The sequence below is a fragment of the Streptomyces sp. NPDC093795 genome (assembly GCF_044764665.1).
GTDB lineage: Bacteria > Actinomycetota > Actinomycetes > Streptomycetales > Streptomycetaceae > Streptomyces.
The window spans coordinates 290,655-312,747 of record NZ_JBIWIO010000003.1 but is presented as its reverse complement, the minus strand read 5'-3'; the positions used below and the strand labels follow the sequence as shown (position 1 = coordinate 312,747).

Genomic DNA, 22,093 nt, shown 5'->3' with positions numbered 1-22,093 from the left:
ACGCCGTTCACGACTGCGCCCGGCGCAGAAACAGGCGCGTGAAACCGGGCTCAGGACGGTGCCCGTCCCCCGGACACCCTCCTCACCCGGACGCCGAGTGCCGGCCCTCCGCCGCCGGCCGGGCGATTCCCCCGCCCGCACTCCCCGCAGCCGCCGCGGCGGCGCCCAGCAGGCCCGCGTCCGTGCCCGTGACGGCGGGGACGACGCGCAGGTTCCGGACGAAGGAGAGCGTGGCGTACGAGGCGAGGCTGCGGCGGAGCGGCGCGAAGAGGACCTCGCCCGCACCCGCGACCCCACCGCCGACGACGGCGATGTCGATCTCGACGAGGGTCGCCGTCGCGGCGATGCCCGCCGCGAGCGCCTGGGCCGCCCGCTCGTACGAGGCGACGGCGACCGGGTCCCCCGCGCGTGCCGCGGCGGCCACGGCGGCGGCGGAGACATCGCCGTCGGACCCCGGCCGCCAGCCGTTCTCCAGGGCGCGGCGGGCGAGGTGCGGGCCGCTGGCGAGGCGTTCGACGCAGCCGCGCCCGCCGCAGGCGCAGGGCTCGCCGTCCATGTCCACCACCATGTGGCCGATGTGACCGGCGTTGCCCGTGGGGCCCGGGTGGACCTTGCCGCCGAGGACGAGACCGCCGCCGACGCCCGTGGAGACCACGAGGCAGAGGGCGTTGTCGTGGCCCCGGGCGGCTCCGAGCCAGTGTTCGGCCGCCGTCATGGCGACGCCGTCGCCGACCAGGGTGACGGGCCGTCCGCCCGTCGCCCGATGGACCCGTTCGACGAGGGGGAAGTCGCGCCAGCCGGGCACGTTGACCGGGCTGACGGTTCCCCGGTGCGCGTCGACGGGGCCCGCGCTGCCGATGCCGACGGCGCCGGCGTCCTCCCACAGCGGCGAGGCCGCGAGGTCCCCGAGCACGTCCTCGACCGCCCCCATCACCGTCTCGCCGTCCTCACGCGCGGGCGTGGGTCGCTGGGCGCGGGCGCGGATGCGGCCCTCTCCGTCGACGAGGGCGCCGGCGATCTTGGTGCCGCCGATGTCGAGGGCGACGACGAGACCGTCGGCGGGGCCCGTGGCGGGATCGGTCTGCATGGCGCGGGGTCTCCAAGCGGCGGGCGGATCGGTGCTCCGTACAGTCTCCCGCCCGGTGACAACGTTGTCCAGGCCCTATGCTTCCCCCGAGGGACCCGACACCGATCTTCGACGGAGGAACCGCACATCGTGGCCGACATCGCCCGCCGCCCCGAGCACCGCTACGGCAACCGGCCCACGATGAAGGACGTCGCCGCGCGCGCGGGCGTCGGCCTGAAGACGGTGTCCCGGGTCGTGAACGGCGAACCGGGGGTCACCCCCGACACCGAGCGCCGGGTCCAGGAGGCCATCGAGATCCTCGGGTTCCGCCGCAACGACAGCGCACGCGTCCTGCGCAAGGGCAGGACGGCGACTGTCGGCCTCGTCCTCGAGGATCTCGCCGACCCGTTCTACGGACCGCTCAGCCGGGCGGTCGAGGAGGTCGCACGGGCGCACGGGGCCCTGCTCATCAACGGTTCCAGCGCCGAGGACCCGGACCGGGAGCAGGAGTTGGCGCTCGCCCTGTGCGCGCGTCGGGTGGACGGTCTGATCGTCATCCCCGCGGGTGACGACCACCGGTACCTGGAGCCCGAGATGAGGGCGGGTGTCGCCACCGTCTTCGTCGACCGCCCGGCGGGACTGATCGAGGCCGACGCCGTGCTCTCGGACAGCTTCGGCGGGGCCCGCGACGGGGTGGCCCATCTGATCGCCCAGGGGCACCGCCGCATCGGCTTCATCGGTGACCGTCCCCGTATCCACACGTCCGCCGAGCGGCTGCGCGGCTACCGCGCGGCGATGGAGGACGCGGGTCTGCCGGTCCGGGACGACTGGGTCTCGCTGGGGTCCACTGAGCCCGGGCGGGTGAGCACGGCCGTACGGGACCTCCTGGCCGGGCCGGAGCCGGTGACGGCGCTGTTCGCGGGGAACAACCGGGTCACGGTCACGGTGGTCCGGGCCCTCGCCGGGCACGCGCGACCGGTGGCCCTGGTCGGCTTCGACGACATCGAGCTGGCCGATCTGCTGGGCATCACGGTCATCGCGCAGGACGCGGCCGCGCTGGGCCGGACGGCGGCGGAGCGCCTGTTCCGGCGCCTCGACGGGGCCGACGAGGCGCCGCAGCGGGTGGTGCTCGGCACCACGCTCCTCGCCCGTGGGTCGGGCGAGATCGCACCGCCGGCCGTCTGAGACCGCCCCCGGTTTGTGGGCATTCCGGCGGGGCGGGACGTGGGCACAAACCGACCACCGGCCCGCACACGGCTACGGTCCTGGTGGGTACCGGGGCGCAGGGGGCGGAGGCGCCGCCAAGGGCGCCGTCCCGTTGTGCCCACCCGTCCCGCCCTTGGGGTCCCCCCGGACGGAGTCTGGGGGAGGGACGATTGCCCACAACGGGGGGACGGACGCCACCGGAGGCGGCCTGCTGGGCGGCTGTCCAGCAGGCAGCGCGATCCCGTCCCGCCGTCCCGCTACTCGGCGGAGGCCGTGAGGTCGCCCCGGCGCGGGGCCGCGAAGCGGTCGAGGGCGGTGCGGTCCATGCCGGTGAGCGCGTCGACCTCGGCGGTGTCGAGGGCGCCGCAGTCGATGCCGCGCAGCAGGTAGGAGCTGAGGGCCTTGGCGGTGGCGGGCTCGTCCATGACGTCGCCGCCGGCGTGGTTGGCGTACGCGGAGAGGCGCTTGGCGGCGGCCTCGAAGCCCTCGCGGTAGAAGGCGAAGACAGCGGCGTAACGGGTGGGGATGTGGCCCGGGTGCATGTCCCAGCCCTGGTAGTAGGCGCGGGAGAGCGCCCGGCGGGTGAGGCCGTAGTGGAGGCGCCAGGCCTCGTGGACGTGCTCGGTGGAGCCGACCGGGAGGACGTTGGTGGAGCCGTCGGAGACGCGTACGCCCGTGCCGGCGGCCGCGACCTGCATGATCGCCTTGGCGTGGTCGGCGGCCGGGTGGTCGCTCGCCTGGTAGGCGGCGGAGACGCCGAGGCAGGCGCTGTAGTCGAAGGTTCCGTAGTGCAGTCCGGTGGCGCGGCCCTCGGCGGCGCCGATCATGCGGGCTACGGCGGCGGTGCCGTCGGTGGCGAGGATGGACTGGCTGGTCTCGATCTGGATCTCGAAGCCGAGGCGGCCGCTGTCGAGGCCGTGGGCCTTCTCGAAGGCCTCGAGGAGACGGACGAAGGCGGTGACCTGCTCGGGATAGGTGACCTTGGGGAGGGTGAGGACGAGCCCCTCGGGGAGGCCGCCGTTCTCCAGGAGGCCGGTGAGGAAGACATCGGTGGTGCGGATGCCCCGGTCGCGGACGGCGGACTCCATGCACTTCATCCGGATGCCCATGTACGGGGCGGCCGTGCCGTTCTCGTACGCCTCCGAGATCAGCCGGGCGGCGCGGGCGGCGTCCTGGTCCTCGTCGGCGCCGCCGTACCCGTCCTCGAAGTCGACCCGGAGGTCCTCGATGGGCTCGCGCTCCAGCTTGGCGCGTACGCGGCCGTAGACGTCTTCGGCGAGGTCGTCGGAGAGGTCGAGGACGGCGGCGAAGGAGGAGGCGTCGGGGGCGTGCTCGTCGAGCGCGGCGAGGGCCTGGTCGCCCCAGGAGCGGATGGTGCCGGCGTCGAAGACGTTCCCGGGGACGTAGACGGTGTGGACGGGCTGGCGGGTGCCGGGGTCTCCCGGGTAGCGGCGGTCCAGCTCGGCGTCCACCGTGGCGAGGGAGGCGCTGATGCCCTCGCTGACCGCGCCCGCGAGGCTTGTCGACACCTTCTCCTGCTGACCCATCCCACATCCTCCTGTTTTCCGCTTCACGGAATCAACAATCCGTATAGCGAAGTTAATAGTCGGTCGGGACCTGCGTCAATGGTTGTCCGAAACGGCCGGGGGCCGCGCGGTGATCATCACCACGCGGCCCCCGGGCGCGACAGAACTCGCAGGTCAGCCCTTGCGGGTCTTGACCTCTTCGGTCAGCTGCGGGACGACGTCGAAGAGGTCGCCCACCACGCCGTAGTCGACGAGGTCGAAGATCGGCGCCTCGGCGTCCTTGTTGATCGCGACGATCGTCTTGGAGGTCTGCATGCCCGCGCGGTGCTGGATCGCGCCGGAGATGCCGGAGGCGATGTACAGCTGCGGCGAGACCGACTTGCCGGTCTGGCCGACCTGGCTGGCGTGCGGGTACCAGCCGGCGTCGACGGCGGCGCGCGAGGCGCCGACGGCCGCGCCGAGGGAGTCGGCGAGCGCCTCGATGATCGCGAAGTTCTCGGCGCCGTTGACACCGCGGCCGCCGGAGACCACGATCGCGGCCTCGGTCAGCTCGGGGCGGCCGGTCGACTCGCGCGGGGTGCGCGAGGTGACCTTGGTGCCGGTGGCCAGCGGGCCGAAGGAGACCGTGAGGGCCTCGACCGCGCCGGCGGCCGGGGCGGCCTCCACGGGGGCCGAGTTCGGCTTGACCGTGATGACCGGGGTGCCCTTGGAGACACGGGACTTGGTGCTGAAGGAGGCGGCGAACGCGGACTGCGTCGCGACCGGACCCTCCGCGCCGGCCTCCAGGTCCACGGCGTCGGTGATGATGCCGGAGCCGATGCGGACCGCGAGGCGGGCCGCGACCTCCTTGCCCTCCGCGGAGGACGGGATCAGGACGGCGGCCGGGGACACCGCCTCGTAGGCGGCCTGGAGGGCGTCGACCTTGGGGACGACGAGGTAGTCGGCGAACTCGGGGGCGTCGGCGGTCAGGACGCGCGTGGCACCGTGCTCACCGAGGACGGCGGCGGTGTCGGCGGCGCCGTTGCCGAGCGCGACGGCGACGGGCTCACCGAGGCGGCGGGCCAGGGTCAGCAGCTCCAGGGTGGGCTTGCGGACGGCTCCGTCGACGTGGTCGACGTAGACGAGAATCTCAGCCATGGGACTTCAATCTCCTGCGAACGAAAGGGACGGTCTGAGGGGCTCGCGCGAGCCTTAGATGAACTTCTGGCCCGCGAGGAACTCGGCGAGCTGCTTGCCGCCCTCGCCCTCGTCCTTGACGATCGTGCCCGCGGTGCGCGCCGGGCGCTCCGCGGCCGAGTCGACCGCGGTCCAGGCACCGGCGAGGCCGACCTCGTCCGCGTCGATGTCCAGGTCGTCCAGCTCCAGGGACTCCACCGGCTTCTTCTTGGCGGCCATGATGCCCTTGAAGGAGGGGTAGCGCGCCTCGCCCGACTGGTCCGTCACGGACACGACGGCCGGGAGGGAGGCCTCGAGCTGCTCGGAGGCGGTGTCGCCGTCACGGCGGCCCGTCACCTTGCCGTCCTCGATCTTCACCTCGGAGAGCAGCGTGACCTGCGGGACGCCCAGACGCTCGGCGAGGATCGCCGGGAGGACACCCATGGTGCCGTCGGTGGAGGCCATACCGGCGATGACGACGTCGTAGCCGGTCTTCTCGATCGCCTTGGCGAGCACCAGCGAGGTACCCATGACGTCGGAGCCGTGCAGGTCGTCGTCCTCGACGTGGACGGCCTTGTCGGCACCCATCGACAGCGCCTTGCGCAGCGCGTCCTTGGCGTCCTCGGGGCCGACCGTGAGCACGGTGACCTCGGCGTCGTCGGCCTCTTCGGCGATCTGCAGGGCCTGCTCGACCGCGTACTCGTCGAGCTCCGACAGCAGGCCGTCGACGTCGTCGCGGTCGACCGTCAGGTCGTCCGCGAACTTGCGGTCTCCGGTCGCGTCGGGCACGTACTTCACACAGACAACGATCCTCAAGCTCACGCCGGCTCTCCTACTGCATCGTCATAACTGGGCTGCCTTGTTGCTCGCAGCATAGGCGCCTGAAGGGCGGGTTTCTGGTCGGGGCACCGGACGCCCCGACCAGATATTACTCGTCAGTACACCCAGTTCGTTACGAGTAAGCAAGCGCTCAGGCATGTGATCTGGCCAACGCGCGCGGAGTGACCCTCGCGGGAACTCTCAGTCGCGCAGCGCGTTGAAGCGCCCGTGGTGGTAGAGGAGCGGCCGGCCCGCCCCGTCCGGGTCGCCCGCGACCGCCTGCGCGATCACGATCCGGTGGTCCCCGGCGGGCACCCTGGCCACCACGCGGCAGACCATCCAGGCCAGTACGCCGTCGAGTACGGGCACCCCCTCGGGCCCCAGGCTCCAGCGGGTCCCCTCGCCGAAGCGGTCGGCGCCGCTGCGCGCGAAGGTGGCGGCGAGCTCCTGCTGGTGCTCGCCGAGTATGTGCACGCCGATGTGTTCGGCCTCGGCGAGCACGGGCCAGCTGGAGGAGGTGGTGCCCACTCCGAAGGAGATCAGCGGGGGGTCCGCGGCGACGGAGTTGAGCGAGGTCGCGGTGAAACCGACCGGCCGCTCGCCGTGCGCGGTGACGACCGCGACACCGGCCGCGTGCCGACGGAAGACGGAACGGAGCAGATCGGGAGAGGCCTGCCGGGGGGCACCGATGGTGGGGACCGCGCGGAGCTCGGGCGAAACCGTCATGGAGTTGTCCTTCTGCGAGGGCGGCATGAGAGAAGTCCTGGGGTCGTCAGAGACCCGGACAGCGCGCGCTCGCGTTGCGGGCCAGGTCCACGTGGGTCCGGCCGTAGAGAAGGAGTTCTGGGGGCACTCCGCCAGGGTGACGATCGTTGCGGCGTGCAGTCAAGTGCGTACCGGGATGTGGGAGAAGTGTCACCGCGTCAGACCGCGCGCCCCAGGGCGGCGATGACGTCCACCCTGCGCGGCTGCCCGGCGGCCCGTCGGACGACGCGGCCCGCGCGGTCGAGGACGAGGACGGTGGGGGTCCGCGCGATGCCGAGCGCGCGTACGAGATCGAGCCGTTCCTCGGCGTCGATCTCCACGTGCCCCACGCCCGGCACCATCGCGGCGACCTCGGCGAGGGTACGGCGGGTGGCCCGGCAGGGCTGGCAGAAGGCGGTGGAGAACTGAACGAGGGTCGCCCTCTCCCCCAGTTCGGCGCCGAGCACCTCGGAGCCGAGCACGAGGTGTCCTGGCGCGTCAGGTCCGGGCGGTTCCTCGGTCACTCCTCTTCCCCTTCCTCTTCCTCTCGGCCATGTCTTCCGGTGCAGCGTCGCACGGGAGCGTTCGATTCCCGCCACGGCCACCGCGAGTGACGAGAATCTCCCTGTACGAAGCTGCCTGGACTGGTCACGGCGGCCCGCATGGGGCACGATCTGCCCAAAGCCGAAAACCTACGGCCGCGTAACTTCGCGGGGCGACCCATCCCCAGGCACACGAAGAAGAGGTTTTTCTCCGATGGCAGAACTCGTCTATCGACCGGTCGTCGGTGCCGCGCTCACCCTGTTCAAGGCACTCGACCTGAAGATCGACACCCAGGGTTCCGAGAACATCCCGCGGACCGGAGGGGCGGTGCTGGTGAGCAACCACATCAGCTACCTCGACTTCATCTTCACGGGGCTCGCGGCGCTGCCGCAGAAGCGTCTGGTGCGCTTCATGGCGAAGGAATCGGTCTTCCGGCACAAGGTCGGCGGGCCGCTCATGCGCGGCATGAAGCACATCCCGGTGGACCGTGCGCAGGGCGAGCACGCCTACGAGCACGCGCTCGAGTCGCTGCGGGCCGGCGAGATCATCGGTGTCTTCCCCGAGGCGACCATCTCCCAGTCGTTCACGCTCAAGGGCTTCAAGACGGGCGCGGCGCGCCTGGCGCAGGAGGCGGGCGTCCCGCTGATCCCGATGGCGCTCTGGGGCACCCAGCGGGTGTGGACGAAGGGCCGCCCGCGGAACTTCAAGCGGAGCCACATCCCGGTGACGATCCGCGTCGGCGAGCCCGTCGAGGCGCCTGCCGACCAGTACGCGGGCGCGATCACCCGGCGGCTGCGCGAGCGCGTCCAGGAGCTCCTGGAGGCCGCGCAGCGCGCCTATCCGGTCCGCCCCAAGGACGCGAGCGACACCTGGTGGGTGCCCGCGCACCTCGGGGGCACGGCTCCGACGCCGGCCCAGGTCAAGGAAATGGGCTGACGGCCTCCCCGTTCGAACGCAGGACCGTTACTCCGGGTCCCGGACGGTGATCCGGGCTCCCGGGCTGACCTTCCCCAGCGACTCGGCGAGCTCGGCGCCCGCCGCGAGGAGCTCGTCCCGGGTCATCGGGGCGAGCGACTCGAGCAGGAAGACGGCGTCGACCGTGTCGTCGTCGATGCGGGTACGGGGACCCTGGCGCCAGTTCCAGCGCCGGCAGGTGACCCCCTCCTCGTCGCACCAGACGATCTCTCCGGGCTCGGGGTGCTCCACCGTCTCCGCGCCGCCCGCCGTGGTGACGAAGGGCTCGTCGCCGGTGGCCCGGACCAGGCGCATGGCGCCCTGGATCCTGCCCAGGTCCTCGCCGCCGACCGGGATGAGGTGGGCGACGCTGATCGCGTTGTAGGCGTCGACGAGCCGGTTGATCCGGGGCAGCCCGCCGTCCGCGAGTGCCCGGCGGGCCAGTGCCTCGGCGGAGTTGCGGGTGCGGGAGGGCTTGGCGCCGAACGCGGTGTACGCGGCGCGCCAGGCGGCGATGTGCGGGTCCTGGTCCGGGGTGCGGCCGTCGAGACGCTCGGCGAGCCGCCGCGCGGCCTCGTCGAGGAGGGCCGAACTGGCCTCGTCGCTGGGCCCGTTGACCAGACCGTGGGCCTCGATCGCGAGCGCGGTGAAGCCGGGGACGAGGGTGCGCACCTCGTCGGAGACGGTGAGTGTGAGCGTCATGGTCCGCCGTTTCGCTGGAGTCTCGCTGGAGCTGGGGGCTGGAGCTGGAGTACCTGGTCAGAGCTCCGTGGGGAGCGTCCGCCAGAGGGTCGGCCCGTCGGGCGCGGCGCGCAGCGCGTCCAGAACGACCGGATGTGGTTCAGTGTAGAGCACTGGATAATCCACTTCATTGAACTCCCGGCGTACGGTCCACACCAGCCGCTCCTCCGTCAGCGAGAACTGGGCGTCCATGCCGGGCTTGTTTCCCCGTACGTCCTGCCGGGCCCAGCCCCGCTCGCCGGGCAGCAGGACCGCGACGAGACCGTGGATCACGGGGTTCGAGCCGTCGTCGTCGGCGAGCCGCTGGTAGCAGAGGGCCGCCGGAATGCCACGGGCCCGCAGGAGCGCGGCGTACGCGACGGACTTGGCGTAGCAGATGCCGGTCCGCTGCTCCAGGACGTCGGAGGCCCGCCAGGTGACCCGGAGATCACCCGTGTCCATGGAGTGCGGGACGGTGTCACGTACGTACACGTAGGCCGCTCGGGCGTATGTGTATGCGTCAGGGTGGTCACCGGAGAGGCGGTGCGCGACCGCCTGGACCAGGGGGTGCTCATGGTCGACGACGTCACTTGCGGCCAGGTAGGCGGCGATGTCGGGGCTCTGCTGGACGAGTTCCATGCGAGGCGAGCGTAGAGAAATGGCCGGACGGAAGTCAATCACTTTACGTCCGGCCGTATATTCATGCGGTTTTCAGTGCGTGCGGGCGAACTCTTCCTTCAGCGCCTGGAGGAAGGCGTCGACGTCGTCCTCCGTGGTGTCGAAGGCGCACATCCAGCGCACGTCCCCCGCCGCCTCGTCCCAGAAGTAGAAGCGGAAGCGCTCCTGGAGCCGCCTGCTCACCTCGTGCGGCAGACGCGCGAAGACCGCGTTGGCCTGGACCGGATAGAGGATCTCCACCCCGTCCACCTCGCGCACGCCCGCCGCGAGGCGCTGCGCCATCGCGTTGGCGTGGCGGGCGTTGCGCAGCCACAGGTCCTTCGAAAGGAGGGCCTCCAGCTGTACCGACACGAAGCGCATCTTCGACGCGAGCTGCATGGACAGCTTGCGCAGATGCTTCATGTGACTGACCGCGTCGGGGTTGAGGACGACCACGGCCTCGCCGAAGAGCATGCCGTTCTTCGTGCCGCCGTACGAGATGACGTCGACACCCACCGCGTTGGTGAACGCGCGCATCGGCACGTCCAGCGAGGCGGCGGCGTTGGCTATCCGGGCTCCGTCGAGGTGGACCTTCATGCCCTTGGAGTGGGCGTGCTCGACGATCGCGCGGATCTCGTCGACCGTGTAGACGGTACCGAGTTCCGTGTTCTGGGTGATCGAGACGACCTGGGGCATCGCCCGGTGCTCGTCCTCCCAGCCCCAGGCCTGCCGGTCGATCAGCTCGGGGGTGAGCTTGCCGTCCGGGGTCGGCACGGTGAGCAGCTTGAGGCCGCCCATCCGCTCCGGCGCCCCGCCCTCGTCCACGTTGATGTGCGCGGACTCGGCGCAGATGACGGCGCCCCAGCGGTCGGTGAGCGCCTGGAGCGCGGTCACGTTCGCCCCGGTGCCGTTGAAGACGGGGAAGGCCTCGGCGCTGGGGCCGAAGTGGCTGTGCATGATGCGCTGGAGGTGCTCGGTGTACTGGTCCTCGCCGTAGGCGACCTGGTGGCCTTCGTTGGCGAGGGCGAGGGCGGCGAGCACCTCGGGGTGGGCGCCGGCATAGTTGTCGCTGGCGAAGCCCCGGACCGACGGGTCGTGGTGCCGGCGCGCGTCGGTCCTGGGGCCGAGGGCCGCGGTCACGGCTTGGGGGTCAGCCACAGACGCTGTCCATTCACTTCGGGGGCGGGCCTGTCCCACAGACCGGCGATCTCGTCGGCGAGATCGCCGACGTCGGTGAAGCCCGCGAACTTCGCGTTGGGGCGTTCGGCGCGCATGGCGTCGTGCACCAATGCCTTGATCACCAGGATCGCAGCCGCCGCCTGGGGGCCGTCGTCGCCCCCCAGCTTGCGGAACGAGTCCGCCATGGCGAGGGTCCACGCCTCCGCGGCGGCCTTGCCGGCGTTGTACGCGGCGTTGTTGGCCAGCGGCTTGTGCGCGCCGACCTGGCTGATCAGGGCGTACCGGCCGCGTCCGCCGCTGCGGAGGAGGCCGTCGTGGAAGGCGAGCGAGGTGTGCTGGACCGTACGGACGAGGAGCTTCTCCAGGAAGTCCCAGTCCTTGAGGTCGGTCTCCATGAAGGAGCCGCTGCCGCGCCAGCCGCCGACCAGGTGGACCAGGCCGTCGATGCGGCCGAACTCCTTCTCGGTCTTCGCGGCCCAGTCGCGCGTGGCGTCCAGGTCGAGCAGATCGACCGTGTCGCCGATGACGGTGGCGCCGCCGTGGGCGTACCGGGCGGCGTCGACGGCCTCCGCGAGGCGGGTCGGGTCGGCGTCGGAGCCGACGACCGTCGCACCGGCCTCGGCGAGGCGCAGCAGGGTCGCGCGGCCCGCGGGGCCGGCAGCGCCCGCGACCGCGATGACGGCACCTTCGAGCGGCCCGCCGTTTCCGTTGGCGTTCATGGGCGACGCCTCCTCCCTGTCCTCCGTACGAGCGCTCACGCGGCGACCCGCTCGGTTGGCGAGACGTCGGCGGCCGTGATGCCCTTGGTGTCGGCGATCACGCCCTTCAGCTTCTTGGCGAGTGCCTCAAAGAACATGCTGAGCGGAAACTCGTCCGGAAGCACGTCGTCGACGAGCTTGCGCGGCGGGAGCGACAGGTCGAGGGCGTCGGGGCCCTTGGCCCACTTCGATCCCGGGTGCGGGGCGAGGTAGGTGGAGACGAGCTCGTACGCCTTGAACCAGTGGACGAGCTTGGGGCGGTCGATACCGTCGCGGTAGAGGCTCTCGATCTCGGCGCAGAGCTGGTTGGTGACCTCGGGGGCCCGCTGCCAGTCGATCTTCAGGGTGTTGTCCGTCCAGCGCACCACGTCGTGCTTGTGGAGGTACGCGAAGAGGAGCTGGCCGCCGAGACCGTCGTAGTTGCGGTTGCGGTCGCCGGAGAGCGGGAAGCGGAACATCCGGTCGAAGAGGACGGCGTACTGCACGTCACGGCCGTGCGCGTTGCCCTCGGCCTCCAGCTTCACGGCCTCCTTGAAGGCGGTGAGGTCGCAGCGGAGCTCTTCCAGGCCGTACATCCAGAAGGGCTGGCGCTGCTTGATCATGAAGGGGTCGAAGGGCAGGTCGCCGTGGCTGTGGGTGCGGTCGTGGACCATGTCCCAGAGCACGAAGGCCTTCTCGCAGCGCTCCTGGTCGTCGATCATCGCGGCGATGTCGGCGGGCAGCCGGAGGCCCAGGGTCTCGACGGCGGCCTCGGTGACCTTGCGGAAGCGCGCGGCCTCGCGGTCGCAGAAGATGCCGCCCCAGGTGAAGCGCTCGGGGGCCTCGCGGACGGCGATGGTCTCCGGGAAGAGGACGGCCGAGTGGGTGTCGTACCCGGCGGTGAAGTCCTCGAAGGTGATGCCGCAGAAGAGCGGGTTGTCGTAGCGGGTCGCTTCGAGCTCGGCGAGCCACTCCGGCCACACCATGCGGAGCACGACGGCTTCGAGGTTGCGGTCCGGGTTGCCGTTCTGCGTGTACATCGGGAAGAGCACGAGGTGCTGGAGCCCGTCGACACGGTCGGCGGCCGGCTGGAAGGCGAGCAGCGAGTCCAGGAAGTCCGGGACGGTGAAGCCGCTCTCGGCCCACTTGCGCAGGTCGGAGACGAGGGCGCGGTGGTAGGCGCCGTCGTGCGGGACGAGCGGGGAGAGCTGCTCGACCGCGGCGGTGACGCGGTCGAGGGTCAGCTCGACGAGGGAGCGGGCGGGTGCGCCCTCGGCCTCGAAGTCGATGGAGCCGTCCGTGCTCTGCCAGGCGCGGATCTCCTCCACGGCATCCTTGAGCTCGGGCCAGGCGGGGTGGTCGATCACCCGGGCGTCGAGGGATATCCCCCCACCGATCACGTCCTGCACAAGAATTTCCGTCATTCCTCTTCCTCCACAGGAGAACCTCGCGTCAAGACACCGTAACCATTGACGGATCTCCACCACAAGGGGAGGAAGAGAAATTATCCTGTGCGACCCCCCTGTCCACGACAGTTTTTCCCGTCCGGGAGGTCTTAAACCACCCTTCCGCCGCCCGATCAGGTCAGTGGCTTCACGAGGAGCTCGAACTCCAGGTCGTCACGCTGAGGCACCCCGAAGCGCTCGTCGCCGTACGGGAAGGGCGACATCCGGCCGGTACGCCGGTACCCGCGCCGCTCGTACCAGGCGATGAGCTCCTCCCGTACGGAGATCACCGTCATGTGCATCTCGCGCGCGTCCCAGAACTCGCGCACCCGGCGCTCGGCCTCCGCGATGATCTGCTTGCCGAGGCCGGCGCCCTGCAGCTCGGGGCGGACCGCGAACATTCCGAAGTACGCGGCCTCCCCCCGGTGCTCCAGCTGGCAGCAGGCGACGATCTCGCCGTCGCGCTCGACGACCAGGAGCCGGCTGTCGGGGGCGGTGATCACCGCCGCCACGCCGTCGGGGTCGGTGCGCTGCCCCTGGAGGATGTCCGCCTCGGTGGTCCAGCCGCCCCGGCTGGAGTCGCCGCGGTAGGCCGACTCGACGAGCGGTACGAGGGCCGGGACGTCGTCCAGGACCGCCTCGCGGTAGCTGATCCGGCCGGTCTCGTGCGACGTGGCGGTGTCCATGTGAACGGGGCTCCCCTCGGGCGCTGACGATCGCCGTACGCGACCGCCCCGAGCCTAACGCGCGCGCCGTTCACTCCCCTTCGTACGCCTGTACGCGCCCGTGCGCCCGCGTGTGCTCGGGAGGCGAGGGGAAGCCTCCGGGGGCGGGACGGCGTCGAGGGGGAGGTGTGCCGTGCACGGACCGGCCCTGTCCGGATGGCTGATGGTCGCGCTGTGCGCGGCGGCGGGCGTGTACTGCCTGCTGCGGATGCGGGTGTGCGCCGGGGAGGAGCGGCGGGCGGCGGGCGGCGAGGCGGTGATGGGATTCGGGATGGCGTCCATGGCGCTTCCCGCCGCGGTGCTCACGCCCCCGGGGTGGAGCTGGGCGGTGTACGCCGCGGTGTTCGGCGGCGCCACCCTGCACGGCCTGTTCACCGTCCGGCACGGCGGTCACCATCTGCACCACCTGGTCGGCTCGCTCGCCATGGTCTACATGGCCCTGGCGATGGCGACGCCCGCGACGGGGGCGCACGCGGGGCACACGGTCGGCACCTCGGGTGGCATACCCGTCCTCACGGGCGGGCTGCTCCTCTACTACATGGCGTACGTGCTGCACGCGGGCGCGAGACTCGTGCCGGTGACGGGGGCGGCGACTGTGACGGCGGCGACGGCGACCGCGACAGTGGACGGCCCGGGGCGCACCTGGGCGACCCGGCCGGAGCTGACGCTCGTCTGCCGGCTCTCGATGGCGCTCGCCACCCTGGCCATGCTCGTGGCCCTGTGAGGAGGGCGCACAACAAAACCGTGGCGTACGTCACTTGCCGTCCGGGGCCGTACCCCCGACCCGTACCGCACTCATAGGCTGACGCCCATGTGGGTCTCCCTCGCGCTGTTCCTGCTCGGCGTCCTGACCGCCCTCGCGGCCCCCCGGCTGCTGTCGCGGGCCGACTGGGTGGAGCGAGAACCCGTGGTGGCCCTCTGGGTGTGGCAGTGCGCGGTCGCCGCCGTGCTCCTGAGCTTCGCCCTGTCCATGACCTTCAGCGCGTCCACCGCCTGGCAGGCCGTACGGGGGCAGGTCTTCGCACCCGCGCCGCGCGCGGTGGTCGACGCGTACGAGCTCGGGACGACCGGGCCCTGGTCCGCGGTCCTCGCGGTGGTGCTCGCGGCCGGCGGGGTCTGGACCGGCGCGATGCTCGGCCGGGAGATCGGCCAGGCCCGCGCCCGGCGCAGACAGCGCCGCTGCGACCTGCTCGTCCGCTCCCCCCTGCTGCCGGGTGAGGAGCCGTCCGACGGTGAGCGGCTCGTGGTCCTGGAGGGCGAGCGGGCGGACGCCTGGTGGCTCGCGGGGCCCACGCCCCAGCTGGTCATCACCACGGCGGCGCTGCGGCGGTTGAAGGGGCGTCAGCTGGACGCGGTCCTGGCACACGAGCAGGGCCACGCGCGCGCCCGGCACGACTGGCTGCGGCACTGCTCGGGGGCGCTGGCCGCCGGATTCCCGGGGATCCCGGTCTTCGCGGCCTTCCGCGAGGAGATGCACCGGCTGGTGGAGCTGGCCGCCGACGACGTGGCCTCGCGTCGGTTCGGGCGTCTGACGATCGCGCTCGCCCTGGTCGAACTGAACGAGGACCGGGGCGTGTTCGGCCCCGGCTCCGACTCGTACGCGGACCTCCCCCGGCGGGTGAACCGTCTGCTGACCGCGGCGCCCCGGCTCACGGCGGGGCGCCGCCTCCGGCTCACCGCCGCCGCGGCGCTTGTGCCGGTGGTCCCGGTGCTCGTGGCCTTCCTCCCGGCGCTCAGCGCGCTGGGATAGGAAGCCGCGCAGGCACCTCGCCGAGCATGCCTGCGGGACGCGTGGCGCGCGAGGGATCATGATGAGCCGTTCGTCGGGCAGGATCGGCACATGCGCTCCTCCGCCATGATCTCCGGTGTCCTGGGCCTCGTCCTGCTCGTCCTCGTCGCCGTGGGATGGACGCCGCTGCTCTCCTTCGACCGGTCCGTCGCCGAGGCGCTGCACCGCGAAGCCGTCACCCAACCCGGACTCACCCGGGTCCACCGCGTCCTGAGCGACTGGGTCTGGGACCCGGTGACGATGCGCGCCCTGGCCGCCGCCACCGTCGTACTCCTGTGGTGGTGGGGCGAGCGGCGCACGGCCCTGTGGGTGGCCGCGACCACCCTGCTCGCCGCGGCACTCCAGCAGGGCGTGAAGGCGCTGGTGGGGCGGGAGCGGCCGCAGTGGGTCGATCCGGTCGACTCGGCGCGGTTCGCCGCCTTCCCGTCCGGGCACGCCATGGCGGCCACGGTCACCTGCGGGCTGCTGCTCTGGGTGCTCGCGCTGCACTGGAAGCCCGGCCGGCGCGGCTGGGGCACGCTCGCGTGGGCCGCGCTCGTCTCGGTGCTCGGCGTGGGCTGGACGCGGGTCTACCTGGGCGTGCACTGGCCCTCGGACGTGCTCGGGGGCTGGCTCCTCGGCTGGTGCTGTGTGGCCGTCGCGGTCCTGACGTACCGCCGGAGCGGGCGGCGCGGGGCCCCGGCCGACCCCTGTGCCGGGGAGAGCGGCGGGAGCAGAATGGGAGACACACGATGAAGCCGCCTGTTCTGGACGATCCCCCGTGTCGCCCAGAACAGACGGCAGCCCCGGCGGTATGCCACGCAGGCATGCCGACGGGATGCGCCGAGTATATTGGCCGGCAGCCAGTCAACGCAGGAGTCCAGCATGTCCCCGCGTAGCCCATCGGTCAATGAAGAGCTTCGACGCAGGTCACGCGAGCGCATTCTGCAGGCCACGGTAGACCTGGTCGACACGCGCGGCTACGAGGCGACCACGCTCGGCGACATCGCGGAGCGGGCGGGTACGGCACGCGGTCTGATCTCGTACTACTTCCCCGGCAAGCGGCAGCTGCTGCAGGCGGCGGTGCACCGGCTGATGCACCTCACCCTGGAGGAGGCGCTGGAGCGCGAGCCGCGCACGGAGGACGGCCGCGAGCGGCTGGCCCGCGCGATCGACGCGGTCCTGGGGCTCGCGGCGGAGCGGCCCACCCTGATGCGGACCCACATGGCGGGGATCCTTCAGGCCGAGGGGTTCGTGCAGTGCGAGGAGCAGCAGCGCCTGGCGTTCCTGCTGCGGGACACGGTCACCCGGTACGGCTCCGAGGACGTGGACGAGGACTATCCGCTGCTGCGCGCCCTGCTGATGGGCGCCGTGGTGGCGGTGCTGCTGCCGGGTGCCAGGATGCCGCTGGCGCGGCTGCGGTCGGAGCTGTTCCACCGGTACGGGCTCGACTGGGAGGCGGGCGCGCCGCCGGACGGGGGTCCGCCCGGCGGCGCGCCGGTGCTCGGGCCGTCAGCCGGCCCTCAGGGTGCCGGTCAGTCGTCGAAGTCGAAGTAGTCCGGCTGCGTCTGGACGTTGAGCTCGTCCATCCGGATCCGCTTCGCGGGGTCGGTCCGACGGTCGGAGAGCTTCAGGACGTCGAAGCCCTTGGCCATGTCGTTCGAGTAGATGTAGCCGTTGTAGTAGTACGCGGACCACGAGCCGCCGGACGAGATGGTGGTGGCGGACAGCGGACCGCGCTCGAAGTAGGCGATCTCCTTCGGCTTGGCCGAGTCGGTGAACTCCCAGACGGAGACACCGCCCTGGTACCAGGCCTGGACCATGAGGTCCTTGCCCTTGACCGGGATCAGCGAGCCGTTGTGGGCGACGCAGTTCTCGGTGTCGGCCTGGTGGCGCGGGATCTTGTAGTAGCTGCGGAAGACGAGGTCGAGCTTCTTGCCCTTGCCGACGATGTCGTAGATGCCGTTGGCACCGCGGTTCGGGCCGACCTGGGCGTTGCAGGTGGCCGCGCCGCCGCCGCCGAGCTCGTCGGTGAAGACGACCTTGTTGCTCTTCAGGTTGAAGGTCGCGGAGTGCCAGAAGGCGAAGTTCACGTTGTCCTGGACCTGGTCGATCACCCGGGGACGCTCGGGGTCCTCGATGTCGAAGAGGATGCCGTCACCCATGCAGGCGCCGGCCGCGAGGTCCTTCTCCGGCAGCACGGTGATGTCGTGGCAGCCGGTGGTCTTGGAGACACCCGGGTTGGTGGGACCGCCCGGGTTGCCGCCGCCGTCCGGGCCCTCGCCCGGGAAGAGGACGGGGAAGCTGACGACCGCGGCCTTCTCGGGAGCCTTGCGGGGCACCTTGATGACCGAGATGCCGTCGTGCGGGCGCTGGCAGTCCGGGAACGCGTCGCTGGGCGAGTACGAGGAGACGTACACGTACACGTTCTTGCCCTTGGGCACCAGCGTGTGGGTGTGCGAGCCACAGGCGGTCTCGACGGCGGCGACGTACTTCGGGTTGGCGACGTCGCTGATGTCGAAGATCTTCATGCCCTCCCAGGATTCCTTGACCGAGGCGGGCTGCGAGGTGCTGGCGCAGGAGTTGTCGCTCCGGGAGGAGTCCGTCGAGAGGAACAGCAGGTCCCCGGAGACGGAGATGTCGTTCTGGGAGCCCGGGCAGAGGACCTGGGCGACGGTCTTCGGGGCCTTCGGGTTGCTGATGTCGAAGATCCGGAAGCCGTCGTAGTTGCCGGCGAAGGCGTACTTGCCCTGGAAGGCCAGGTCCGAGTTGGTGCCCTTGAGGGCGTCCTTGGGGATGTTCGCGAGGTGCTCGATGTTCGAGCTGTGGACGATCTCGTCCACGCCGGGTATCTCACCGCTCTGGATGGCGGAGCGCGCGTCCGCCACCTGCTCCGCGGAGACCTGGCCCTGTACGGGGGCGTCTCCGGGGTCGGGGGTGGCGGCCGCGGGGCCGGCCGCGAGCAGTGTGGCGAGCAGTCCGGCCGCGGCGGATGCCACGCCAAGGCGTCTGCGCCGTGCACGCGGGTCGCGCGTGATGGACGTGGTACGCGGGGTACGCAACGAAGTCACTCCGTCCTCCCTGGTTTCCGTTCAGCGTTGAACGGGTGTTGGACCTCGGCAGTATCTTCCTTGCCGTGCACATCTCAACAGATGGCAACGCAGATGTAATGCAGGTTTTTGATCGGTGGCCCCGAGAAAAGTGCTAGGAACGGTCACTGTCCCCGCAAGAACAACTGGAGGTCGCGTTGTTGATCCGCCGTCAGCGTGCCGTCGTCGCCGTGGCCCTGTCCGCCGTCGCCGTACTCGCCCTGACCGCCTGCGAATCGGGGCAGGACAAGGCCGCGCCGGAGGCCAGGGCGTCGACCGGGGCGGTGGTGGCGCCGGGCAAGCCCGGCGAACCGGCCCGGCGGATATCCCCGGAGGAGGCCGCCCGGCTCCTCCCGGACGAGAGCCCGAACAGCGCGGACTTCCGCTACGCGCAGATGATGATCGTGCACCACCGGCAGGCCCTGACCATGACGGCGCTGGCCCCGCAGCGGGCGGGCTCGACGCCGGTCAGGAAGGTGGCCGAGCGGATCGCGGCCGCGCAGCAGCCGGAGATCGGCGCGATGGAAGGTTGGCTGAAAAACAACGGTGGACCGCGCGAGCAGACCGGCCACGACCATCACTCGATGCCGGGAATGGCGACCGAGGCGCAGCTCGAGGAGCTGAGGAACGCGAAGGGGGCGGCTTTTGACGCGCTGTTCCTGAAGTTGATGATCACGCACCACGAGGGGGCGGTGACGATGGCCACGGAGGTGCTGAGCGAGGGCAACAACGTCCTCGTGGAGGAGATGGCGAACGACGTGATCGCCCAGCAGACCTCGGAGATCAACAGGATGCGGTCTCTGTAGTCCCCCGAGGCCGTGCCGGACACCGCTTCAGGCCGTCCCGCCCGTCCCGGCCTCTTTCAGGCCGTCCCGCCGTCGCGGGTGGCCTGGGCGGCCGCGGCCGCGAGGACGGTGTCGAGGAGTCCGGGGAAGAGGGCGTCGAGGTCGTCCCCGCGCAGGGCGTTGAGCTTGGCCGTACCTCGGTACACCTGCTGGATGACGCCGCTCTCGCGCAGTACCCGGAAGTGGTGAGTCGTCGTGGACTTGGTCACCGGGAGGTCGAAGTACGAGCAGCTCAGCTCGGTGCCCTCACGTGCCATGTCCCGCACGATGCGCAGGCGCACCGGGTCCGAGAGCGCGTGCAGCACCGCCTCCAGACGGATCTGGTCGCGCGTGGGGTGTTCGAGGGCGCGAGGGCTGGGGGCGGTCGTCATGACGGCGGCTCCACTTCTTCCGGGGTACCGCTCATTGTACGAGTTGTACGAGAACCCTCGTAGTTTGACAGATGCCGTACTACGAGGGTTACCGTACTAGCGTCCTTCGAGGCACCCCGAAACGGAGTCCGTCATGAGCGCTGCCCTGTTCGAGCCCTACGCCCTGCGGTCCCTCACCGTGCCCAACCGGGTCTGGATGGCACCCATGTGCCAGTACTCGGCGGAGATGACCGGCCCGAACGCGGGTGTGGCCACCGACTGGCACTTCGCCCACTACGCCTCCCGGGCCACCGGCGGCACCGGGCTCATCCTCGTCGAGGCGAGCGCCGTCGCCCCCGAGGGCCGGATCAGCCCGGCGGACCTCGGCCTCTGGAACGACACCCAGACCGAGAGCCTGCGCCGGATCGCCGCCTTCCTCAAGGAGCACGGCACCGTGCCCGGCATCCAGATCGGGCACGCCGGACGCAAGGCCTCGACCAAGCGCCCGTGGGAGGGCCGCGGGCCCGTCCCCGAGGGCGGCCCCCGCTGGCAGCCCGTCGCCCCCAGCCCCGTCGAGTTCGCCGAGGGCTACCCGGTGCCGACCGAGCTGACCGTGGAACGGATCCAGGAGATCACCGGGCAGTTCGCCGACGCGGCCCGCCGGGCGCTCGACGCCGGCTTCGAGGTCGTCGAGGTGCACGGCGCCCACGGCTACCTGATCGGCGAGTTCCTCTCCCCGCACAGCAACCACCGCACGGACGCGTACGGCGGCTCCTTCGAGAACCGGACCCGCCTGGCCCTTGAGGTCGTCGACGCCGTCCGGTCCGTGTGGCCCGAGGAGCTCCCCGTCTTCTTCCGCATCTCGGCCACCGACTGGCTGGAGGAGCAGGGCTGGACCATCGACGAGACCGTACGGTTCGCCGCTCTCCTCCGCGACCACGGCGTCGACCTCCTCGACGTCTCCAGCGGCGGCAACGGCGGACCGGCCGAGATCCCGGTGGGCCCCGGCTACCAGGTGCCCTTCGCGGCCCGCGTCAAGGCGGAGACCGGACTGCCGGTGGCCGCCGTCGGCCTGATCACCGAGAGCGAGCAGGCCGAGAAGATCGTCGCCAACGGCGAGGCCGACGCGGTCCTCCTCGGCCGCGAGCTGCTGCGCGACGCCTCCTGGGCCCGCCGCGCCGCCCGCGACCTCGGCGCGTCGACGCACGCGGCTCCCCCGCAGTACGCCTGGGCGATCTGACCGCGGCGGTCCGGGCGGCCGGGGCGATCCCCGTGGGCGGGACGCGGTCCGGCCGCTCGCGGCGAGACGCCTGTGGCGGTCCGACCGCCGGGCGCGGGAGTGTCCGGGGGCCGTTGTCAGTGGCCGGGTGCGGGAGTGTCCGGGGGCCGTTGTCAGTGGCCGGGTGCAGACTGGCCCGTATCCGCGACAACGGCGTCCTGGAGGTGGCAGCCATGCCCGACGTACTCCTCACCGTAGGCACCCGCAAGGGACTCTTCATCGGCCGCAGGCACGACGGCCGATGGGAGTTCGACGATCCGGCCTTCCCCGCGCAGGCGGTCTACTCCGTGGCCATCGACAAGCGGGGGGCGAGCCCCCGGCTGCTCGTGGGCGGGGACAGCGCCCACTGGGGGCCGTCGGTCTTCCACTCCGACGACCTCGGCAGGACCTGGACCGAACCGGCGCGGCCCGCCGTGAAGTTCCCCGAGGACACCGGGGCCTCGCTCGAGCGCGTCTGGCAGCTGCACCCGGCGCCCGCGCACTCCCCCGGCGTCGTGTACGCGGGGACGGAACCGGCCGCGCTCTTCAGGTCGGCGGACGGCGGGGAGTCCTTCGAGCTCGTCCGCCCGCTCTGGGAGCACCCGACCCGCTCCCAGTGGGTGCCCGGCGGGGGCGGCGAGGCCGTGCACACCGTGGTGACCGACCGGCGCGATCCGGAGGCGCTGACGGTCGCGGTGTCCACCGCCGGTGTGTTCCGCTCACGGGACGGCGGGGCCGCCTGGGAGCCCTCCAACCACGGGGTGTCGGCGGTGTTCCTGCCGGACCCCGACCCCGAGTTCGGGCAGTGCGTCCACAAGATCGCCCAGGACGCGGGCAACCTGGACCGGCTCTACCTCCAGAACCACTGGGGCGTGTTCCGCAGCGACGACGCGGGCGGCAGCTGGTCCGACATCGGCTCCGGGCTGCCCTCCGACTTCGGCTTCGCGGTCGCCGCGCACCCCCACCGACCGGACACCGCCTATGTCTTCCCCATCACCGCGGACTCCGACCGGGTCCCGGCCGGCCGCCGGTGTCGGGTCTACCGCACGACCGACGCGGGAGTCACCTGGGAGCCGCTGGCCAAGGGGCTGCCCGAGGGCGACCACTACGGCACGGTGCTCCGGGACGCGCTGTGCACGGACGACGCGGACCCGGCGGGCGTGTACTTCGGCAACCGCAACGGCGAGGTGTACGCGAGCGCGGACGACGGCGACAGCTGGCAGCTCCTCGCCGGGCACCTGCCGGACGTGCTGTGCGTCCGGGCGGCGGTGATCTGACCCCGCGGAGGCTGGCGGCCGGAAGCCGGA

General features: G+C 71.6%; 23 protein-coding genes. 9 read left to right on the top strand and 14 right to left on the bottom strand.

The annotated features are described in order from the left end of the window. Positions 1-82 precede the first annotated feature (82 nt). On the bottom strand, positions 83-1,087 hold the full coding sequence (locus tag ACIRB7_RS10285; RefSeq protein ID WP_403595180.1) for an ROK family protein: 1,005 nt from the start codon (positions 1,085-1,087) through the stop codon (positions 83-85). 180 nt (positions 1,088-1,267) lie between these two features. Between ACIRB7_RS10285 and ACIRB7_RS10280 the strand changes: the two genes are divergently transcribed. After that, positions 1,268-2,251 carry a LacI family DNA-binding transcriptional regulator gene (locus tag ACIRB7_RS10280; RefSeq protein WP_403596161.1) on the top strand — a complete coding sequence of 328 codons (984 nt, stop codon included), beginning with the start codon at positions 1,268-1,270 and terminating at the stop codon, positions 2,249-2,251. A gap of 278 nt (positions 2,252-2,529) precedes the next feature. Here the strand turns inward: ACIRB7_RS10280 and ACIRB7_RS10275 are convergent, their stop codons facing one another. From ACIRB7_RS10275 to ACIRB7_RS10255, 5 genes are all read right to left on the bottom strand, one after another. Continuing rightward, on the bottom strand, positions 2,530-3,819 hold the full coding sequence (locus tag ACIRB7_RS10275) for a DUF6986 family protein (protein ID WP_403595177.1): 1,290 nt from the start codon (positions 3,817-3,819) through the stop codon (positions 2,530-2,532). 153 nt (positions 3,820-3,972) lie between these two features. Further along, the gene (locus tag ACIRB7_RS10270) at positions 3,973-4,935 is read right to left on the bottom strand and encodes an electron transfer flavoprotein subunit alpha/FixB family protein (RefSeq protein ID WP_403595174.1); all 963 of its coding nucleotides are present in this window, start codon (positions 4,933-4,935) and stop codon (positions 3,973-3,975) included. 54 nt (positions 4,936-4,989) lie between these two features. Continuing rightward, positions 4,990-5,775, bottom strand: coding sequence for an electron transfer flavoprotein subunit beta/FixA family protein (locus ACIRB7_RS10265; RefSeq protein ID WP_351212235.1), 786 nt, complete (start codon positions 5,773-5,775; stop codon positions 4,990-4,992). Between the two features lie 198 nt (positions 5,776-5,973). Continuing rightward, positions 5,974-6,498, bottom strand: coding sequence for a flavin reductase family protein (locus tag ACIRB7_RS10260; protein WP_403595171.1), 525 nt, complete (start codon positions 6,496-6,498; stop codon positions 5,974-5,976). A gap of 197 nt (positions 6,499-6,695) precedes the next feature. Further along, positions 6,696-7,040, bottom strand: coding sequence for a TlpA family protein disulfide reductase (locus tag ACIRB7_RS10255; protein ID WP_403595169.1), 345 nt, complete (start codon positions 7,038-7,040; stop codon positions 6,696-6,698). Between the two features lie 232 nt (positions 7,041-7,272). Here ACIRB7_RS10255 and ACIRB7_RS10250 point away from each other — a divergent pair, with 232 nt between their 5' ends. Continuing rightward, complete coding sequence (locus tag ACIRB7_RS10250; protein WP_403595166.1) at positions 7,273-7,995, top strand: lysophospholipid acyltransferase family protein; 723 nt, start codon at positions 7,273-7,275, stop codon at positions 7,993-7,995. Positions 7,996-8,022: 27 nt separating this feature from the next. On the opposite strand, the gene ACIRB7_RS10245 is transcribed toward ACIRB7_RS10250, so the two are convergent. From ACIRB7_RS10245 to ACIRB7_RS10220, 6 genes are all read right to left on the bottom strand, one after another. Further along, complete coding sequence (locus tag ACIRB7_RS10245; RefSeq protein ID WP_403595164.1) at positions 8,023-8,715, bottom strand: B3/4 domain-containing protein; 693 nt, start codon at positions 8,713-8,715, stop codon at positions 8,023-8,025. 57 nt (positions 8,716-8,772) lie between these two features. Then, the gene (locus ACIRB7_RS10240) at positions 8,773-9,372 is read right to left on the bottom strand and encodes a transglutaminase family protein (RefSeq protein ID WP_403595161.1); all 600 of its coding nucleotides are present in this window, start codon (positions 9,370-9,372) and stop codon (positions 8,773-8,775) included. 72 nt (positions 9,373-9,444) lie between these two features. Next, positions 9,445-10,530, bottom strand: a complete 1,086-nt coding sequence (locus ACIRB7_RS10235) for a threonine aldolase family protein (RefSeq protein ID WP_403596158.1) — start codon at positions 10,528-10,530, stop codon at positions 9,445-9,447. Further along, the gene (locus ACIRB7_RS10230) at positions 10,527-11,288 is read right to left on the bottom strand and encodes an SDR family NAD(P)-dependent oxidoreductase (protein WP_403595158.1); all 762 of its coding nucleotides are present in this window, start codon (positions 11,286-11,288) and stop codon (positions 10,527-10,529) included. The genes ACIRB7_RS10235 and ACIRB7_RS10230 overlap by 4 nt, the downstream gene beginning before the upstream one ends. A gap of 35 nt (positions 11,289-11,323) precedes the next feature. Continuing rightward, entirely contained in the window at positions 11,324-12,730 is a 1,407-nt protein-coding gene (locus ACIRB7_RS10225; RefSeq protein WP_403595156.1) for a DUF6421 family protein, read from the bottom strand. A 155-nt stretch (positions 12,731-12,885) separates the two neighbouring features. Then, positions 12,886-13,437: a GNAT family N-acetyltransferase gene (locus ACIRB7_RS10220; protein ID WP_403595153.1), complete on the bottom strand. Its 552-nt coding sequence runs from the start codon at positions 13,435-13,437 to the stop codon at positions 12,886-12,888. Positions 13,438-13,609: 172 nt separating this feature from the next. On the opposite strand from ACIRB7_RS10220, the gene ACIRB7_RS10215 reads away from it, so the two are divergent. The 4 genes from ACIRB7_RS10215 (at position 13,610) to ACIRB7_RS10200 (ending at position 16,801) form a co-directional block, all read left to right on the top strand. Next, positions 13,610-14,200 (top strand): DUF5134 domain-containing protein, encoded by a 591-nt coding sequence (locus tag ACIRB7_RS10215; protein WP_403595150.1) that lies wholly within the window; start codon positions 13,610-13,612, stop codon positions 14,198-14,200. An 87-nt stretch (positions 14,201-14,287) separates the two neighbouring features. Beyond that, the gene (locus ACIRB7_RS10210) at positions 14,288-15,226 is read left to right on the top strand and encodes a M56 family metallopeptidase (RefSeq protein WP_403595147.1); all 939 of its coding nucleotides are present in this window, start codon (positions 14,288-14,290) and stop codon (positions 15,224-15,226) included. Between the two features lie 90 nt (positions 15,227-15,316). Continuing rightward, complete coding sequence (locus ACIRB7_RS10205) at positions 15,317-16,000, top strand: phosphatase PAP2 family protein (protein ID WP_403595144.1); 684 nt, start codon at positions 15,317-15,319, stop codon at positions 15,998-16,000. A 129-nt stretch (positions 16,001-16,129) separates the two neighbouring features. Beyond that, positions 16,130-16,801 (top strand): TetR/AcrR family transcriptional regulator, encoded by a 672-nt coding sequence (locus ACIRB7_RS10200; RefSeq protein WP_403595142.1) that lies wholly within the window; start codon positions 16,130-16,132, stop codon positions 16,799-16,801. On the opposite strand, the gene ACIRB7_RS10195 is transcribed toward ACIRB7_RS10200, so the two are convergent. Then, a complete protein-coding gene (locus ACIRB7_RS10195) occupies positions 16,780-18,315 on the bottom strand; it encodes an LVIVD repeat-containing protein (RefSeq protein WP_403595139.1) in 1,536 nt (511 codons plus the stop codon). The two genes, ACIRB7_RS10200 and ACIRB7_RS10195, sit on opposite strands and share 22 nt — an antisense overlap. 176 nt (positions 18,316-18,491) lie before the next feature. On the opposite strand from ACIRB7_RS10195, the gene ACIRB7_RS10190 reads away from it, so the two are divergent. Further along, positions 18,492-19,139, top strand: coding sequence for a DUF305 domain-containing protein (locus tag ACIRB7_RS10190; RefSeq protein ID WP_403595137.1), 648 nt, complete (start codon positions 18,492-18,494; stop codon positions 19,137-19,139). Positions 19,140-19,195: 56 nt separating this feature from the next. Here the strand turns inward: ACIRB7_RS10190 and ACIRB7_RS10185 are convergent, their stop codons facing one another. Further along, entirely contained in the window at positions 19,196-19,549 is a 354-nt protein-coding gene (locus ACIRB7_RS10185) for an ArsR/SmtB family transcription factor (protein WP_403595134.1), read from the bottom strand. A gap of 133 nt (positions 19,550-19,682) precedes the next feature. On the opposite strand from ACIRB7_RS10185, the gene ACIRB7_RS10180 reads away from it, so the two are divergent. Then, on the top strand, positions 19,683-20,768 hold the full coding sequence (locus ACIRB7_RS10180; RefSeq protein WP_403595131.1) for an NADH:flavin oxidoreductase/NADH oxidase: 1,086 nt from the start codon (positions 19,683-19,685) through the stop codon (positions 20,766-20,768). A 212-nt stretch (positions 20,769-20,980) separates the two neighbouring features. Further along, complete coding sequence (locus ACIRB7_RS10175; protein ID WP_403595129.1) at positions 20,981-22,063, top strand: WD40/YVTN/BNR-like repeat-containing protein; 1,083 nt, start codon at positions 20,981-20,983, stop codon at positions 22,061-22,063. The last annotated feature ends 30 nt before the right edge of the window (positions 22,064-22,093 follow it).

What these genes read in the sequence shown, in the direction of transcription:
- ACIRB7_RS10285 (WP_403595180.1), bottom strand. Translation starts at nt 1,087, where the DNA reads ATGCAGACCGATCCCGCCACGGGCCCCGCCGACGGTCTCGTCGTCGCC.
- ACIRB7_RS10280 (WP_403596161.1), top strand. Translation starts at nt 1,268, where the DNA reads ATGAAGGACGTCGCCGCGCGCGCGGGCGTCGGCCTGAAGACGGTGTCC.
- ACIRB7_RS10275 (WP_403595177.1), bottom strand. Translation starts at nt 3,819, where the DNA reads ATGGGTCAGCAGGAGAAGGTGTCGACAAGCCTCGCGGGCGCGGTCAGC.
- ACIRB7_RS10270 (WP_403595174.1), bottom strand. Translation starts at nt 4,935, where the DNA reads ATGGCTGAGATTCTCGTCTACGTCGACCACGTCGACGGAGCCGTCCGC.
- ACIRB7_RS10260 (WP_403595171.1), bottom strand. Translation starts at nt 6,498, where the DNA reads ATGACGGTTTCGCCCGAGCTCCGCGCGGTCCCCACCATCGGTGCCCCC.
- ACIRB7_RS10250 (WP_403595166.1), top strand. Translation starts at nt 7,273, where the DNA reads ATGGCAGAACTCGTCTATCGACCGGTCGTCGGTGCCGCGCTCACCCTG.
- ACIRB7_RS10245 (WP_403595164.1), bottom strand. Translation starts at nt 8,715, where the DNA reads ATGACGCTCACACTCACCGTCTCCGACGAGGTGCGCACCCTCGTCCCC.
- ACIRB7_RS10240 (WP_403595161.1), bottom strand. Translation starts at nt 9,372, where the DNA reads ATGGAACTCGTCCAGCAGAGCCCCGACATCGCCGCCTACCTGGCCGCA.
- ACIRB7_RS10230 (WP_403595158.1), bottom strand. Translation starts at nt 11,288, where the DNA reads ATGAACGCCAACGGAAACGGCGGGCCGCTCGAAGGTGCCGTCATCGCG.
- ACIRB7_RS10225 (WP_403595156.1), bottom strand. Translation starts at nt 12,730, where the DNA reads ATGACGGAAATTCTTGTGCAGGACGTGATCGGTGGGGGGATATCCCTC.
- ACIRB7_RS10220 (WP_403595153.1), bottom strand. Translation starts at nt 13,437, where the DNA reads ATGGACACCGCCACGTCGCACGAGACCGGCCGGATCAGCTACCGCGAG.
- ACIRB7_RS10210 (WP_403595147.1), top strand. Translation starts at nt 14,288, where the DNA reads ATGTGGGTCTCCCTCGCGCTGTTCCTGCTCGGCGTCCTGACCGCCCTC.
- ACIRB7_RS10205 (WP_403595144.1), top strand. Translation starts at nt 15,317, where the DNA reads ATGCGCTCCTCCGCCATGATCTCCGGTGTCCTGGGCCTCGTCCTGCTC.
- ACIRB7_RS10200 (WP_403595142.1), top strand. Translation starts at nt 16,130, where the DNA reads ATGTCCCCGCGTAGCCCATCGGTCAATGAAGAGCTTCGACGCAGGTCA.
- ACIRB7_RS10185 (WP_403595134.1), bottom strand. Translation starts at nt 19,549, where the DNA reads ATGACGACCGCCCCCAGCCCTCGCGCCCTCGAACACCCCACGCGCGAC.
- ACIRB7_RS10180 (WP_403595131.1), top strand. Translation starts at nt 19,683, where the DNA reads ATGAGCGCTGCCCTGTTCGAGCCCTACGCCCTGCGGTCCCTCACCGTG.
- ACIRB7_RS10175 (WP_403595129.1), top strand. Translation starts at nt 20,981, where the DNA reads ATGCCCGACGTACTCCTCACCGTAGGCACCCGCAAGGGACTCTTCATC.